A 17,161-nucleotide genomic window follows, 5' to 3' on the forward strand; every position below is an offset into this window, starting at 1 on the left:
GGGGTGTGAGTTGGTGAAGTCGTACGAGGCGCTGCGTACCGCGCCGAATCCGGACCACGCGGTGGTCAGAGGTCCCGGCGAGGTGGAGGTCCACCTGCACGTCAACGGGGAGAGTCGGACGACGACCGTGGAGCCACGGGTCAGCCTGCTCGACGCCCTCCGGGACCGGCTCGAACTGACCGGCACCAAGAAGGGCTGCAACCAGGGCGCCTGCGGCGCGTGCACGGTGTGGGTCGACGGTCGCCGCGTGCTGGCCTGCCTGACCTTGGCCATCACCTGCGAGAGCCGCGAGGTGACCACCATCGAAGGGCTGGCCGACGGAGACACCCTGCACCCGATGCAGCAGGCCTTCCTGGACTGCGACGCGTTCCAGTGTGGGTACTGCACCCCCGGGCAGATCATGTCCGCGGTGGCGCTGCTGGCCGAGGGGCATGCCAGCGACGACACGGAGATCCGGGAGTGGATGAGCGGCAACATCTGCCGCTGCGCCGCGTACCCGCACATCCGCACGGCCATCCGCCGGATCCGCGACGGAGGCGGCGCCGATGCGGCCCGTTAGCTATTCCCGGGCCTTCGACGTCGGCACCGCCATCGGCGCGGTGAGTTCCGACCCGGAGAGCGCCTTCCTGGCCGGCGGCACCACCCAGATCGACCTGCTGCGCATCTACGTCGAGCAGCCGCGCCGCCTCGTCGACATCAACGACCTGCCGCTGAACCGGGTCGAGGAGTTGCCCGACGGCGGGCTGCGGCTCGGCGGGCTGGCTCGGATGAGCGACGTGGCTCAGGAGCCGGAGCTGGTCCGGCGCTACCCGATGGTCGCCGAGTCGCTGCTGCTCGGTGCATCCCCGCAACTACGCAACATGGCCACCATGGGCGGCAACCTGCTGCAACGGGTGCGGTGCGGCTACTTCCGCGACACCGAGGCGGCCTGCAACAAGCGCCTGCCCGGTAGCGGGTGCAGCGCGCTGGAGGGCATCAACCGGGGGCACGCGGTCCTCGGCACCAGCGACCACTGCATCGCCACCCATCCGTCCGACCTGGCCGTGGCGCTGGTCGCGCTGGACGCCGTGGTGCGGACCGAGGGGCCGGGCGGTGCGCGGAGCATCCCCATCGACGACTTCTTCCTGCTGCCCGGTCAGACCCCGGAGCGGGAACACCCGTTGACCCACGGCGAGTTGGTGACCGGCATCGACCTGCCACCGGCACCGGTGGCGGCCACCTCCCGCTACATCAAGATCCGCGACCGTGAGTCGTACGAGTTCGCGCTCGCCTCGGTCGCGGTGGCCATCGCGGTCGACGGCGGCCGGATCACCGAGGTCCGGCTGGCCCTGGGCGGGGTGGCCACCAAACCGTGGCGGGCACGTGCGGCCGAGCGGGAGCTCGATGGCGCCCCGGCGACCACCGAGTCGTTCACCCGGGCCGCGGCGGCCGAGCTGGCACCGGCGGTGTCACATGGCATGAACGCCTTCAAGATCGAGCTGGCTCGGCGGACCATGGTCCGGGCTCTGGAGCAGATGACCCAGCGGGAGGGACCGGCATGAGCCCGGCGATCGGCGGCACGCTCAATCGGGTGGACGGCCGCGCCAAGGTGCGTGGGGAGGCCCGCTACTCCGCCGAGGTCGCGGTGACCGGCCTGGTCCACGCCGTGCTGGTGAACGCGACGGTGGCCAGCGGCCGGATCACCGCGATCGACACCGCCGAGGCCGAGCGGGCCGACGGGGTGCTGGCCGTGCTCACCCACCGCAACCTGAGCCGGGTCGCCAGCGTGCCGAAGCTGCTCCCGTCGCTCGCCGGGCTGGCCGCGCCGGGGCAGACCTTCTTTCCGATGCAGGACGAGGCCATCCACTACTCCGGCCAGCCGATCGCCATCGTGGTCGCCGACACCGTCGAACGCGCCGACCACGCCGGCACCCTGATCCGCGTCGAGTACGCCACCACGCCCCCCACCACCCTGCTCGACCAGGCCCGGGACCAGGCGTACGTGCCCGAACGGATCTTCGGCGGGCTGCTGCCGGGGCAGGCGTCCCGTGGTGACGTGGCCAAGGCGCTGGCTGAGGCGCAGGTGTGCGTGGACGCGACGTACCGCTTCGCGCCCAACCACCACAACCCGATCGAGCCGTCGGCCAGCACCGCGGTCTGGGAGGACGTCGACCGGCTGACCATCTACGACTCGACCCAGGGGCCGAACGCCACCCAGTTCACCGTCGCGGCGCTGCTCGGCCTGCCACCCATCTCGATCCGGGTGGTGAGCCACGCCGTCGGCGGCAGCTTCGGCTCGAAGGCGATGATCTGGCATCACCCGGCGCTGGCCGCGCTCGCCGCCCGGCAGGTCGGCCGGCCGGTACGGCTGGCGCTGACCCGGGAGCAGATGTTCACCTCCTGCGGGCACCGCGAGGAGCAGGAGCAGCGGATCACCATCGGCGCGGGTGCGGACGGCCGCATCGCCGCGCTGCGCCACCACAAGCTGTCGCTCACCTCGCGCTTCGACGACTGGGCGGAGCCGTCGTTGCAGAGCCCGGCGGTGGCGTACACCAGCCCTCACTACGAGGGGATCTACCACCTGGTCCGGGGCAACACGATCACCCCGACCTTCATGCGCGCCCCGGGTGAGGCGACCGGCATGTTCGCCCTCGAGTGCGCGATGGACGAGCTGGCCGAGCGGATCGGGATCGACCCGCTGGAGCTGCGGTTGCGCAACTACTCGGAGACCGACCCGGAGAGCGGGCACCCGTGGTCCAGCAGCGGGTTGAAGGAGTGCTACCAGCGGGCGTCCGAGCTGTTCGGCTGGCGCGACCGCGACTCCCGGCCCCGGCGCGAGGGCCAGTGGCTGATCGGCAGTGGCATGGCCAGCGCGCTCTACCCGGTGACCCAGCCGGTGAACCCGCAGCGCGCCCGGGCCCGGCTCTACAACGACGGTACGGCCGTCGTCGAGGCGGGAGTGTCGGAGTTCGGCACCGGGGTCTTCACCGCGATGACCCAGGTCGCCGCGGACGCGCTCGGCCTCCCGGTGGAGCGGGTGCGGTTCGTCGGCGGCAGCAGTGACCTGCCGAACGTCACCGCCGCCGTGGGTTCCACGGGTACCAGCGCCGTCGGCTCCGCCGTACACCTCGCGGCGACGCAGCTGCGCGACGAGCTGATCCGGCGCGCGGTTGCCGACGCCCACTCGCCGTTGCACGGCGCCGATCCCGGCACGGTGGTGGTCCGGGACGGGCGGATGGTGCTGCGCGACCGGCCCGACGTCGGCGAGGCGTACGCCGACATGATGGCCCGCACCCTGACCCCGGACGCGGAGGTGCTGGGCACCTGGACGCCGCCACCGCAGGACGCCGGGTACGGGGTGCACACCTTCGGCGCCCAGATGGCCGAGGTGGCGGTCGACGCCGACCTCGGCGTCGTACGGGTGCGCCGGATGGTCGGGGTGTTCGCGCCCGGCCGGGTGCTCAACCGCAAGACGGCGCACAGCCAGTTGATGGGCGGCATGCTCTGGGGGCTCGGCCAGGCGCTGCTGGAGGCCACCCGGATGGATCCCCGGTCGGGTCGCTGGGCCAACGCCAGCCTCGGCGACTACCTGGTCGCGGTCAACGCGGACGCGCCGGACGTCGTGGTGGACACCATCGAGGTGCACGACGAGGTGGTGAACCCGCTCGGGATGAAGGGGGTCGGGGAGATCGGCGTGGTGGGTGCGGCCGCCGCGATCGCCAACGCCGTGCACCACGCCACCGGACGCCGGCAGTACGAGCTGCCGATCACCCTGGAGAAGCTGCTCTGAGGGTGGCCCGGCACCCGGCCTGACGCATCGAGGAACGACTATTGCGCTGCGGCCGGGTGGCGTGGTGGGATGACGCATACCGGGCGGTGCGAGGGCTGCCGCGCCGCCGGTTGCCGGGTTCGTTTGACGCGAGGGCGCCGGTCCACGACAGGGACCGTTGACGGCACGTGTCCACCGGCCATTTTCCTGCCGAGGCACATCGCCGTGACCGTCGCACCCGCTCACCGCAGCGGGGCGACCAGGCCACACCCCCACCCGATTGCGGCGGGGCGGCTCGGGCGGCGCGCCTCGCGAGTCAGGAGAACCCGTGAAACGATCCCGTACGGCCGCGTTGCTCATCGCGGCCGTGACCCTCGCCCTGGGCGCCGTCGCCCTGACCTCCAGCCCGGAGCCCGCCGCCGCGCACGGTGCGGCGATGACCCCCGGCAGCCGTACCTTCCTGTGTTGGCAGGACGGCCTGAGCCAGACCGGTGAGATCAGGCCGAACAACCCCGCGTGCTCCGCCGCCGTGGCGCAGAGCGGGGCGAACTCGCTCTACAACTGGTTCAGCGTGCTGCGCTCCGACGCCGGCGGCCGGACCGTCGGCTTCATCCCGGACGGGCAGCTGTGCAGCGGCGGAAACTCCGGCTACAGCGGCTACGACCTGGCCCGTACCGACTGGCCGTTGACCCACCTGACCTCGGGGGCGCGGCTGGACTTCCGGTACAGCAACTGGGCGCACCACCCGGGCACCTTCTACTTCTACGTGACCAAGGACAGTTGGAGCCCGAACCGGCCGCTGGCGTGGGGCGACCTGGAGGAGCCGTTCCTGACGGTGACCAACCCGCCGCAGCGCGGCGGGGTCGGCACCAACGAGGGGCACTACTACTTCAGCGGAAACCTGCCGTCGGGCAAGAGCGGCCGGCACATCATCTACTCCCGTTGGGTGCGCTCGGACTCGCAGGAGAACTTCTTCGGCTGCTCCGACGTGACCTTCGACGGCGGCAACGGCCAGGTGACCGGCGTGGGTCCGGGCGGCACTCCCCCGCCGACCCCCACCCCGACCACCCCGCCGCCGAACCCGACGACTCCCCCGCCAACCCCCACCCCGACCACCCCGCCGCCGCACGGCGGTGACTGCATGGCGGTCTACAAGGTCGTCAGCGCCTGGCAGGGCGGCTTCCAGGGCGAAGTCATGATCATGAACCACGGCAGTACGCCGTTCGCCGGCTGGACCGCGAGCTGGACGTGGCCCAGCGGGCAGTCGATCAGTCAGATCTGGAACGCCACCCAGAGTTCGTCCGGTTCGTCGGTGACGGCGAGCAACGTCTCGTACAACGGCACGGTCGCGCCGGAGGGCACCACCACTTTCGGCTTCCTGGCCAGCACCACCGGCACCAACACCCTGCCAACAGTCACCTGCGCCCGCCGCTAAACCCAACCCCGCCCCCGTCCAACCCCACCCCGAAATGATCAAGAGGTTTGCGTCATCCGGAGGCGTTCCGGTGACGCAAACCTCTTGATCAACAGGGTCGGGGCGGGCAGCGGGGTCAGCGGACCATGGAGCCGACCACCGGTTTGGTCAGCAGGGCGGACTGGTTGCGCTGGATGCCGGGGTCGAGGGTCTTGGCCACGAAGATGGCGTGCCAGATGCAGAAGATCAGCACCGTCCACACCTTGCGGGAGTGGTCGGCCTCCTCCCGCTTGTGCTCGTCCAGCAGCCGCAGCGCGTACGACAGGTCGAGCAGGTCGCCGGCGCCCGAGGTGCTCAGCACATGCCGGGCCCACTCGTACATCTCGCCGCGCAGCCACACCCGGGTCGGGGTCGGGAAGCCCAGCTTCTTGCGGTTGACGATGGCCGGCGGGACGACGCCCTGCAACGCCTGACGCATCGCGTACTTGGTGGCGTCCGAGCGCGGCGGCAGCTTGAGGTCCACCGGGATCTTCGCCGCCACGTCGAACACCTCGCGGTCGAGGAACGGCACCCGCACCTCCAGCGAGTGGGACATCGAGATCCGGTCGGCCTTGACCAGGATGTCCCCGCGCAGCCAGGTGTAGAGGTCGACGTACTGCATCTTGGTGACGTCGTCCAACTCGGTGCACTCGGCGTAGATCGGCGCCGTCACGTCGGTGTAGCGCACCGAGGGGTCGTAGCGGCGCATCAGGTGCTGCTTCTCCTCCTCGGTGAACATCCGGGCGTTGCCGTAGTAGCGCTCCTCGATCGGGGTGGTGCCGCGCTCCAGGAAGCTCTTGCCCTTGACCCCCTGCGGGATCGCCTTGGAGACCGCGCGCAGCCCCTTCTGCACCCCACCGGGCAGGCCGTTGACGGTGCCGAGCGACAGTGGCTCGCGGTAGATCGTGTACCCGCCGAAGAACTCGTCGGCACCCTCACCGGAGAGCACCACGGTGACGTGCTCGGCGGCCTTCTTGGCCACGAAGTACAGCGGCACCAGCGCCGGGTCGGCCACCGGGTCGTCCAGGTGCCAGACGATCTTCGGCAGCGCGTCGATCATGTCCTGCGGACCGATCTTGGTGGGGATGGTGGTGACGTCCAGGTGGCGAGCCGACTCCTGCGCGACGTCGATCTCCGAATACCCCGGTACGTCGTACCCGACGGTGAAGGTCAGGATGTTCGGGTTGAACTCCCGGGCCAGCGCGACCACCGCGGTGGAGTCGATGCCGCTGGACAGGAACGAACCGACCGGCACGTCGGAGCGCATGTGCATGCGCACGCTCTCCCGCAGCGTCTCCCGGATCTCGTGGTAGAGCTTCTGCTCGTCGTCGACCGGCGCCGGCCGGAACACCGGCCGGTACCAGCGGCGTACGTCGATCCGCCCGCCCGGGGTCCAGGTCAGGTACTCCCCGGAGCCGATCCGGTTGACGCCCTTGTGCAGCGTGCCGGGCTCGGGGACGTACTGCAGGGTCAGGTAGTGGCTGAGGTTGGCCGCGTCGACGCCCGCGTCGCCCTGGTAGTTGCTGTGCGCGAACGGCAGCAGCGCCTTCTTCTCCGAGGCCAGGTACAGCCCGTCGGCTGTCTCCAGGTAGTGCATCGGCTTGATGCCGAAGTAGTCGCGGGCGCCGAACGCGCGCCGTTCCTGCCGGTCCCAGATGACGAAGGCGAACATGCCGCGCAGCCGGGTGAGCACCTGCTCGCCCCAGAAGTGGTAGCCGGCGACGATCACCTCGCCGTCACCGGCGGTGGCGAACTGGGCGCCGAAGTTCCGGACCAGCTCGTCGCGCAGCTCGATGTAGTTGTAGATCTCACCGTTGAAGGTGAGCAGGTAACGGCCGTTCGCGTAGGGCAGCGGCTCGTGACTCGACGCGACGTCGATGATGGCGAGCCGCTTGTGGGCGAACACTCCGTCCGCGTATCGGCCGGAGGCGTCGCCGACCACCTCGACCCCTGTCTCGTCGGGGCCGCGGTGGTGCAGGCATTCCAACGCTCCGGCGATGTGGTCGCGGTGCGCGGCGGCGTTACCGTTCGCGCTGAAGAAGGCCAGGAGTCCGCACATGGTGGACATCTTTCCACGCGCGCCATCGGCCCGTCGCAGCCGTCCGTTGATCCGGAGCCCCCTGGCCGGCACCATCGGAAACCGGGCGCGCGATACGGTCTGGACCAGCAACGAAGCGGAGGGAGCGGCGCAATGACCGAGGGACGCACCGACGGAACGCCGACGAACGGTACGGAATCGCATGATCCGGACTTCCCGGAGGCGTTCCTGTCCTTCATGCGGCAGGGCTGGCGGGACACCGCGCTCCCGGTAGCGCCCCGGCAGGAGGCCCCCAACTACGCCAAGCGGCGGGCCGCGCTGTCGGCGGCCTTCCCGGGCGAGACGCTGGTGATCCCGACCGGCCCGGAGAAGGTCCGGGCCAACGACACCGGGTATCCGTTCCGGCCGGGCAGTGACTTCGTCTACCTGACCGGCGACCACGACCCGGACAGCGTGCTGGTGCTGCGCCCGAACGGCTCGGGGCACGACGCCACCCTGTACATGCGGCCCCGCTCGTCCCGGGAAACCGACGAGTTCTTCCGCAGCCGGCACGGCGAGCTGTGGGTGGGCCGGCGGCACACGCTCAGCGAGAAGTCCACCGAGCTGGGCCTGCCCACCGCAGACCTGACCGGCCTGGAGGCGACGCTGGCCGACCTGGCGCCGGGGCGGACCCGGGTGCTGCGCGGCTTCGACACGCAGGTGGACGCAGCGGTACGCCCGTACGACGGCGTCCGCGCCGAAGGGCAGCCGCCGCGCGACCGGGAGCTGGCGATCGCCATCTCGGAGCAGAAGCTGGTCAAGGACGAGTGGGAGATCGGCCAACTCCAGGACGCGATCGACGCCACGGTGCGTGGCTTCGAGGACGTGGCCCGAATCCTGCCGGCCGACCGGGCGGTCTCGGAGCGGCTGCTGGAGGGGATCTTCGCGCTGCGGGCCCGGCACGACGGCAACGACGTCGGGTACGGCTCGATCGTCGGCGCTGGCGAGCACGCCACGATCCTGCACTGGGTGCACAACCACGGCGCCACTCGACCGGGTGACCTGCTGCTGATGGACATGGGTGTCGAGGGGCGCAACCTCTACACCGCCGACGTGACCCGGGTGCTGCCGGTGAGCGGCCGGTTCACCGCCCTGCAACGCCAGGTCTACGACATCGTGTACGCCTCGCAGCAGGCCGGGATCGAGGCCATCCGGCCCGGGGTGAAGTTCAAGGACGTCCACCTGACCTGCATGCGGGTGCTCGCCGAGGGCCTGGCCGAGCTGGGCCTGCTGCCGGTGAGCGTGGACGAGGCGATGGACGAGAAGTCCTCGGTCTACCGGCGGTGGACGCTGCACGGCTTCGGCCACATGCTCGGCATCGACGTGCACGACTGCTCGAACGCCCGCAAGGAGAACTACCGCGACGGCACGCTGGGCGAGGGCTACGTGCTCACCGTCGAGCCGGGGCTGTACTTCCAGCCGGAGGACGAGCTGGTCCCCGCCGAGCTGCGCGGCATCGGCGTGCGCATCGAGGACGACGTGCTGGTCACCGCGACCGGCGCGGTGAACCTGTCGGCCGGCCTGCCGCGCACCGCGGACGAGGTGGAGACCTGGCTGGCCGAGCAGCGCGAGGCGGGCCCGCGCCTGCCGGTCTGACCTCGCACGTACAACAACGGCGGGCCCCGCCGCCGGCGTCTGCGACGTATTCGTCGTGAGACTCCGGCGGCGGGGCCCGCCGGCGTCTTGGGCTGATCTTGCCGCTACCGCGCCGTACGGGATGAGTGTGCCCGACCATCACCGTTGATCCTCCCCGGCGTCCCCGCGAGCTTTCCGCCACCAGCCACGGCCTGGCGGCATCCGTGAGCTTTCCGCCACCGGCCGCGTTCTCAGCACCGGTCATGCCCAGGGGCCCTGGGCGTCCCCACTCCTGCCGTCCGCGCCGGGCATGCCCAATGTGGGGTTTCTTCGGATTCGCCCGCATAGTGAAGAACTCTCCCATACGGTGTTGTTCAGCAGCTACAACCGATTTGTAGCGAAGGCCGCCTCGCCACGGCGAAGCGACCTTGTCTGGGTACAAGGAGAGGGCAGAGAGCTCCGATGTCCAAATACCTTCGCAATAGCGATGACGCGACAGGCGAGAAGAACTCGCCGTTCCGCCGCCGCCGGCTCTGGCTTGTCACCGGCGTTGCGGGCCTCACGGGAGCGGTCAGCCTCGCGGGCGTCGCCTACGCCACAACCGGGGTAACCGGCGGACACCGACTGACTGACGTCAAGTGGTCGACCTCCCAGCTGGTCAGCGACGACGGCAAGGACGCGGCCAAGGACGACAAGGGCAAGGACCACGAGGGCAAGGACGACAAGGACAAGGACGACAAGGACAAGGACGACAAGGACAAGGACGACCGCGATCGCGTCCGGGAGGTGGAGTGCGACGACGATGCCCTCGTCGAGGCCCTCGACCTGGCCAACCGCGACGACGGCGGCACCCTGAAGCTGGCCAAGGACTGCACCTACGAGCTCGACGAGCACGACAAGAAGTCCGAGGCGGGCCTGCCGACGATCAAGCAGGAAATCACCATCGAGGGCAACGGCGCGACGATCAAGCGGGAAGCCGAGGAGGGCTTCCGGATCTTCCGTGTCGCCAACGGCGGTGACCTGACCCTGAAGGACGTCACGATCCGCAACGGCGCCGCCGGCGAAGACCGCAAGTACGAGAAGGACGGCAAGGAAGACAAGCACGACAAGCCCAAGCCGCCGCCGAAGAAGGCGGTCCCCAGCAACCAGAACGGGATCGGGGGCGGGGCTCCGGTCGCGGAGCCGCTCGCCGATCCCGCTGCGGCTCCGGCCGCCGCCCCGGCAGCGGCTCCCGCCAAGGCTCCGGCTGCGGCTCCCGCCAAGGCTCCGGCTGCGGCTCCGGCTGCGGCTCCCGGTGGTGCCCCCGGTGGGGCTCCCGCTGTGGCTCCGGCTGCGGTCCCCGGTGGGGCTCCCGGTGCGGCTCCCGGTGCGGCTCGCGCTGCGGCTCCGGCTGCGGCTCCGGCCGCCGCTCCCGCAGCGGCTCCCGCTGCGAAGCCCACCGCCACGTCCACCAAGCCGGCCGAGGACAAGCGTGAGTGGGACGGCAAGGACAAGTCCGAGTGGGACGGCAAGGACAAGTCCGAGTGGGACGGCAAGGACAAGTCCGACTGGGACGGCAAGGACGACAAGGAGCACGAGGGCGACGGCGGTGGCATCCTGGTCGAACGCGGCGGCGAGGCCCACCTGGTGAACGCCAAGTTCGTCCTCAACAGCGCCGAGAACAACGGCGGCGCCATCGCCAACTTCGGCCGGGTCGAGGCCGAGGGCAGCACCTTCGACAACAACCACGCCGGAAAGGACGGCGGCGCCATCTTCAACGCCGGCGTCCTCGACGTCACGGGCTCCCACGACGGCAAGGGCCCCGAGTCCCGCATCACCAACAACACCGCGGGCAAGAACGGCGGCGGCGTCGCCAACGGCCACGGCGACGAGGACAAGGACAAGGAGAAGGACAAGGAGAAGAAGTACGAGTCTGGCGCCAACGGCTACGGCAAGGACGGCAAGGACAAGGACGGCAAGGACAAGGACGGCAAGGCCGGCACCGTCACGATCGAGAAGACCCTGATCGAGGGCAACACCGCCAAGAAGAACGGCGGCGGCCTGTTCAGCAACGACGGCTTCGTCGAGGTCAGCTGGACCTTCATCAAGAACAACACCGCCGGCGAGAACGGCGGCGGCATCGCCGCTGTCGACACCGTCCTGACGGTCAAGAAGAGCACCATCGAGAAGAACAAGGCCCACAAGGACGGCGGCGGCGTCTACAACGTCAGCAGCGACGAGAAGAACCACGGCAAGTCCAAGGGCAAGGACGAGGAGAAGCGTGGCACGGCCACCGTCACCGACAGCGAGATCTTCGAGAACAGCGCGAACCGCTTCGGTGGAGGCTTCTTCAACGGCGAGCCCTTCGAGGACAAGCACAACGGCGGCGGCATGAGCGGCCCGGCCGCCTGGCAGGGCTCCTGGTCCAACAAGGACCACGAGGACGACTCGGCCACCCTGGTCCTGCGTGACGACAAGATCAAGGAGAACTTCGCCGGCAAGAACGGCGGCGGCATCTACAACAACGAAGGCAAGGTGACCCTGACCAACACCAAGGTCACCAAGAACAAGGCCGACAACGGCAACGAGAAGGACAAGGGCAAGGACCACAAGGGGATCGCCGGCGGCATCTTCAACAATGATGGCAAGGTCAAGCTCGACGACGACTCCACCGTCACCGACAACGACCCCACCAACTGCGCCAACACCGTCGAAGACTGCTTCAACTGAGCAACGCGACAGCGGAACAGCGACGGAAAAAGGTCGACCCCCTGCCACCGGAGGTGGCAGGGGGTCGACCCGTGCGAACTAGGGCTGTACGAACACCGCGACGCTCCGCGCCGGCACGGTGAACGTGCCGGTCGTCGCGTCGAACGAGGCGGTCCGCAGCACCGGGTCGGCCGAGGTACGCAGCACCGGGTGCAGCGTCACGTCCGCCCCGCGCAACCCGGACAGCCGCTGCGTAGCAGCCTCCGGAGTGCCGTTGAAGACCACCGTGACGGAGGCCCACCGCGTATCCAGGCCACGGCCGTCCAACGTCATGGTGAGCACGCCGGGCGTCTCTGCGGTGCCGGACAGCGGGAACGCCAGCCGCCGTTGCACCTCGTCGGCGCTGCCCAGCCCGAAGACCGGCGAGGACTCGCGGATCTTGAGCAGCTCGGCGTACCGGGCGTCGGTTGTGTCGATCGCCGCACAGCCTGGCACCAGCGCCGCATCGGCGAGCAGCGGCCGCGCGTACGACCACTTGTCCTGGTTGTCGGGCGCCGGCGGCAGGCCGGCGCCGAACCCGTTGCCCCGCGTGCAGTCCCAGCGGATCTGATTGAACCAGTCACCGGAGTTGTACGAGTTGCGGTCCAGCGACTTCGACCGCAGCCGCTCGGTGCCGGCGGTGACGAAGCCGGTGCCCTGCCCCAGCACCACCGTGCCCAGCGCCAGCACCTGCATCCGGGAGCGGTCCACCGCTGCGGTGGCCTGCGGCAGCTTGTACGCCAACGCGTCGTACAGGATCTCGTTGTCGTGCGCGTCGACGTAGGTGACCGCCTCCCCCGGCGCGGCGGTGTAGCCGGCCGGTGAGCCGTTGTAGTCCACCTGCGCGCCGGTGACCTGCCGTCCGGCGGAATCCGTGAACCGGTACCCGCGCAGGTTGCCGGTGAGCCCCACCTTGATCAGATCGTGGGCGTGCAGCAGCCGGGCCTTCTGCTCGGCCGGTGACCCGTTGACCGCATCGCCGTTCGGGTCGGTGTAGAGCCCGGAGGCGAAGCCCTGCGCCCGCGGGTTGGCGTCGAACGGTCCGCCGCCGCGCACCGCGTCACGCAGCCGGTCGTTGAAGGTGCCGATACCGGTGCCGGCCATGTTGGCCTGGGTGGCCTGCACGAACCGGGCGTCGTTGGCGACCTCGCCGAAGTTCCAGCCCTCGCCGTAGAGCAGGATCGACCTGCCGTCCACCCCGTCGCGGGCGACGGTCAGCCGGTCCAGTGCCTTACGCACGGCCAGGATGTTCGCCTTCGGGTGGTGACCCATCAGGTCGAACCGGAAGCCGTCCACCTTGTACTGCCGGGCCCAGGTGACCAGCGAGTCGACGACCAGCTTGCCCATCATGGCGTGCTCCGGCGCGGTGTTGGCGCAGCAGGTGGAGTTGGCCACCGTGCCGTCCTCCAGCAGCCGGTGGTAGTAGCCGGGCACCACCTGGTCGAGCACCGACTTCGCGTCGGTGCCGGCCGCCGACGTGTGGTTGTAGACCACGTCCATGACCACCCGCAGGCCGGCGTCGTTCACCCCGGCGACCATCCGCCGAAACTCGGTGGTCCGCGCCGCGCCGGCCGGGTCGACCGCGTAGCCGCCCTCCGGCACGGTGTAGTGCAGCGGGTCGTAGCCCCAGTTGTAGCCGTCGGACTCGGCGACCGCCGCCACGCACTTCTGCTGCTCCTCGGAGTCGGGCGGCAGCGCCGGCAGGTCACAGGCCGGCTGGCGCTGGTCGGCCCGCTTCTCGGGGATGGTGGCGAAGTCGAACGCCGGCAGCAGGTGCAGGTGGGTGACGCCGGCGTCGCCGAGCGCCTTCAGATGGGTCATGCCGGCGGTCTTCGGGTCGGTGAAGGCGAGGAAGGTGCCCCGCCGCTCGGCCGGCACGGTGTCGTCGGCGATCGAGAAGTCCCGCACCGACAGCTCGGAGACCTGCGCCTTCGCCGCCGGCACCGGGGCCGGCTTGCGCAGCGTCCGCCAGCCCGCCGGTGCCAGCGACGGGTCGTTCAGGTCGACCAACTGGCTGTGCGTGGAGTCCGCCGCCAGAGCCACCGAGTACGGGTCGGTCACCGACGCGGTGACCACCTGCTGCGCCGCCGGCTGCCACGCCTGCACCTGGTACCGGTAGTACTTCCCGGTCCAGGCATGGCTGCCCCGCGCCGACCAGACCCCGGTGCGGTCGTCGCGACGCATCGGCACCGTCTTCGGCTGCGCGGTGGGCGAGTCGAACAGTTGCAGCGCCACCGTCCGGGCGGTCGGCGCCCACAGCGCCACGCTCGGCGTGCGACCGGCGAAGGTCGGCCCGAGGGTGGCGTCGGCGGCCCCGGCGTACACGTCGTCGAGCACACCGGGGATCTGCACGCCGGTCGCGGCAAGCAGGGCGCCCTCGGCGTTGCGCTCGGTGACCAGCAACTGCCCGCGCAGCGCCGCCGGCACCTTGGCCAGGTCCCCCCGGTCCAGGTTGAAGCCGCGGTACGACCACAGATGCGGGAACGCGGCGCGCTGGGCCTCGGTGAGCCCGTTGCGCTGCGCCCGCAGCGGCAGCGTGGTGTACGTCCCGGTCAGCTCCCCGTCGACCACACTCACCCCGCCGGTCGGCGCGGCGACCAGCGCGTACGTCCTGCCGTCGGTCGGCCCGGTCTGCCAGGCCACGGTGGACCGGTCGATCCAGTGTGCCTTCTGCTTGCTGATGTCGGTGTCCCCGCTGGTGCTGGTCGCGGTCGACGGCAGCAGCCGGCCCGGGGTGGCGGCGAGCAGCCACACCTCCCGGCCCGCGCTGGCGAAGTCGAGCCGCTGGTCGCCCGGCAGGTCCTTGGTGTCGCCCTGGTGGATGATGTAGCTCAGCCCGGTGGCCCCGGCCGCCAGCGGCACCCGGAACACCGCGCCGAACGCGTCGGTGGAGGTCGGCGGGACCGGCGTCGACCACTCGGTCGGGTTGGCCGCTCCGTCCCACAGGTGCAGGCCCCAGCCGTCGTAGTTGCCGTCGGCCCGCCGGTAGTGGATCACCGCGGTGCCCTCCTCGACCGGCGGCGCCGGTTCACCGGTGGCCGCCTGCCGGGTCGGGTAGATCGCCGGGTCGCCCTGCTTGAGCCAGACCTCACCGGTCTGCGTGACGTCAATGCTGCGGTCCGCGCCGACGTCCTTGGTGCCGTTCTTGTCGACCACCACGAAACCCACGGACTTCGCGCCCGGCTTGAGCTTCACCCAGGCGAACCGGCCGTAGGAGTCCTCCCCGGCGAACGGCTGCCCCTTCGGCCACTCGGTGACGTACGCCGGGTCGATGTCGCCCCAGGCGTACAGCCCCCAGTCGTCGTACCCGCCGGCGGGGCGCTGGTAGTGCACCACCGCCCACTCCCGGGACCCGCCCTGCTCGGGCGTGCCGACGATGGCGGTGGACCGGGCGGTCGCGGTGCGGCCCCGCCCGTCGCGGACCACCGCCTTGTACTCCACCGGCGTTCCGCCGGCCAGCCCGGTCAGGTCGTGCTGCACGGTGTACGGCGCGTGGTCGGCGCTGCCGAGCAGCGTCCACCGGCCACCGGCGACCCGGGCCGCGACGGTGACGGTGGCCAGCGGGTCACCGGTCACCTTGGCGGTGACCGCGGCCCGGGTGGCCACCAAAGCGTCCGGGGCGGGGGTGGTGATGGTGACGGTCGGTTTGCCGGCCGGCTGCGCGATGGCCGTACCGGACCGGTGCACCACCGCCGACAGCGGCGGCACGGTCACGGTCAGCTTGCCGTCGGCACCCGCCGTGGCGGCACCGGACGAACCGTAGATGCCGGTGAACGTGGCGCCGGCCGACCAGGTGTCCACGGTGACAGTCTGCGCGGAGTCGGCGTTGTTCACCGCCACCACGTACTCGATGCGGTCGGCGGGGGCGACCCGGGAGGCGGCGAAGACGCCCGGCCCGTCGGCGGCGTACCTGGTGACCTGCACGCCGTCGCGCAGCGCCGGGTGCGCCTGACGCAGCCGGCCCAGCTCGGCGATGGTCCGGTACAGCGGGTGGGCGGGGTCGAACTGGTCACTGGCGTGGGTGCGGTCGGTGCCGAGCAGGTCGTCGTCGAGGTAGTCGGGGACCTTCGAGGCGAACATGTCCTGCCGGGCGTCCTTGTCCCCGCCGGGGCCGGTGAAGCCCTGCTCGTCGCCGGAGTAGATCACCGGCTGACCGCGGGTGAGGAACATCAGCTGGTGGGCCAACTGGTCGCGGCGCAGGTGGCTCGCCGGGGCGGTGCCGCCGCCAGCGATGAACGAGCCGATCCGGCCCATGTCGTGGTTGCCGAGGAAGGTGGTCAGCCGGCCGGCGTCGGTGTCCCGGGCGGCGTAGAGGTCGTCGCGGGCGTACACGTCGGCCAGTGCCTTCGCCGAGCCGGCGCCGGCGGTGTAGCCACGCGCGGCCTCCTGGAAGGCGAAGTCGATGGTGGCCGGCAGGCCACCCTGCCGGACGTAGCTGGAGCTGATCTCCGGGTCGGCGCTGTACACCTCGCCGAACATGAAGAAGTCCTTCTTGCCGGCCTTCTCGGCGGCCCGCTCGATGCCCTTGCTGAACTGCGGCCAGAAGTCCATGTTGACGTGCTTGACGGTGTCCAGCCGGAACCCGTCGACGCCGGTCGCGCCGATCCAGTCCCCGTACGCCTTGGTCAGACCCTGGACCACCTCGGGTCGCTCGGTCCACAGGTCGTCGAGGCCGGAGAAGTCGCCGTACTCGCTGTTCTCGCCGGCGAAGGTGGAGTCGCCCCGGTTGTGGTACATCGTCGCGTCGTTCAGCCAGGCCGGCACCTTGACGGTGGCGTCACCCGGGTCGGGAAAGACCGGGGTGTACGGCGCCGACGCCTGGTTCACCGGCGGGAAGGCGCGGCTGCCGTCGGCGTAGTTGCGGTCCTCGAACGCCCGCCCCTGCGCGTCGGTGTACGGCGAGGTGGCCTTGTCCACGTAGGCGTACCGGTCCTCGGCGTACTTGATCACGTCGGCCGTGTGGTTGACGATCACATCGAGGTAGATCTTGATACCGCGCTGGTGGGCGAGCTTGACCAGCCGCTTCATCTCCTCATTCGTACCGAAGTGCGGGTCCACCTGGGTGAAGTCGGTGATCCAGTAGCCGTGGTAGCCGGCCGAGATGTCGTCGCCCTTGCTCTGCACCGGCCGGTTCTTGAAGATCGGGGCGAGCCAGATGGCCGTGGTGCCCATCCCCTGGATGTAGTCCAGCTTGTCGATGACGCCCCTGAGGTCGCCGCCGTGGTAGAAGCCCTTGTCGGTCGGGTCGAGCCCAGTCCGCAGCCGGTCGCCGGCGAGGCCGCCCCGGTCGTTGCGCGGATCGCCGTTGGCGAACCGGTCCGGCAGGACGAAGTAGAACTGCTCGGCGCGGGCGGTGTCGCTGCCCGCGTCGAGCAGCACCTCGGCGGTGGGCTCGTCGCGCCACTGGACCGCGCCGGCGGCAGCCAGCGGGTCGGTGCCGGACGGCCGGGGGTCCGCCTCGCCGCCGAGCTGGTGCACGGCGTCCGGGGTGCCGACGAGGGTGAGGGTGAGCAGGGAGACGAGGGCCAGCAGGGCGGTGCGCGGTATCGGCGGGGGTTTCATCGACGCCTTCCTCTGGTCG

The 17,161-nt window shown here is 70.6% G+C and carries 8 protein-coding genes; 6 read left to right on the forward strand and 2 right to left on the reverse strand.

Features of this window, described 5'->3' with window-relative positions; all coding sequences use genetic code 11:
• Window positions 1–61: 61 nt before the first annotated feature.
• The 4 genes from ACFY29_RS06025 to ACFY29_RS06040 all read left to right on the forward strand — a co-directional run bounded on the left by ACFY29_RS06025 (window position 62) and on the right by ACFY29_RS06040 (window position 5,183).
• The gene (locus ACFY29_RS06025) at window positions 62–559 is read left to right on the forward strand and encodes a (2Fe-2S)-binding protein (protein WP_386984654.1); all 498 of its coding nucleotides are present in this window, start codon (window positions 62–64) and stop codon (window positions 557–559) included.
• Entirely contained in the window at window positions 546–1,541 is a 996-nt protein-coding gene (locus ACFY29_RS06030) for an FAD binding domain-containing protein (protein WP_386983791.1), read from the forward strand. Before ACFY29_RS06025 ends, ACFY29_RS06030 begins: the two co-directional genes overlap by 14 nt.
• Window positions 1,538–3,769 (forward strand): xanthine dehydrogenase family protein molybdopterin-binding subunit, encoded by a 2,232-nt coding sequence (locus ACFY29_RS06035; RefSeq protein ID WP_386983793.1) that lies wholly within the window; start codon window positions 1,538–1,540, stop codon window positions 3,767–3,769. Before ACFY29_RS06030 ends, ACFY29_RS06035 begins: the two co-directional genes overlap by 4 nt.
• Window positions 3,770–4,076: 307 nt before the next feature.
• On the forward strand, window positions 4,077–5,183 hold the full coding sequence (locus ACFY29_RS06040; protein ID WP_355612779.1) for a lytic polysaccharide monooxygenase: 1,107 nt from the start codon (window positions 4,077–4,079) through the stop codon (window positions 5,181–5,183).
• A gap of 115 nt (window positions 5,184–5,298) precedes the next feature.
• Here ACFY29_RS06040 and asnB read toward each other — a convergent pair whose 3' ends face one another.
• On the reverse strand, window positions 5,299–7,260 hold the full coding sequence (gene asnB, locus ACFY29_RS06045) for an asparagine synthase (glutamine-hydrolyzing) (protein ID WP_328418703.1): 1,962 nt from the start codon (window positions 7,258–7,260) through the stop codon (window positions 5,299–5,301).
• 132 nt (window positions 7,261–7,392) lie between these two features.
• On the opposite strand from asnB, the gene ACFY29_RS06050 reads away from it, so the two are divergent.
• Complete coding sequence (locus ACFY29_RS06050; protein ID WP_328418704.1) at window positions 7,393–8,874, forward strand: aminopeptidase P family protein; 1,482 nt, start codon at window positions 7,393–7,395, stop codon at window positions 8,872–8,874.
• A gap of 441 nt (window positions 8,875–9,315) precedes the next feature.
• On the forward strand, window positions 9,316–11,562 hold the full coding sequence (locus tag ACFY29_RS06055; RefSeq protein ID WP_386983802.1) for a hypothetical protein: 2,247 nt from the start codon (window positions 9,316–9,318) through the stop codon (window positions 11,560–11,562).
• Window positions 11,563–11,640: 78 nt separating this feature from the next.
• On the opposite strand, the gene pulA is transcribed toward ACFY29_RS06055, so the two are convergent.
• On the reverse strand, window positions 11,641–17,142 hold the full coding sequence (pulA, locus tag ACFY29_RS06060; protein ID WP_386983804.1) for a pullulanase-type alpha-1,6-glucosidase: 5,502 nt from the start codon (window positions 17,140–17,142) through the stop codon (window positions 11,641–11,643).
• Window positions 17,143–17,161: the final 19 nt, after the last annotated feature.

This window comes from Micromonospora sp. NPDC000668, from assembly GCF_042897975.1.
GTDB lineage: Bacteria > Actinomycetota > Actinomycetes > Mycobacteriales > Micromonosporaceae > Micromonospora.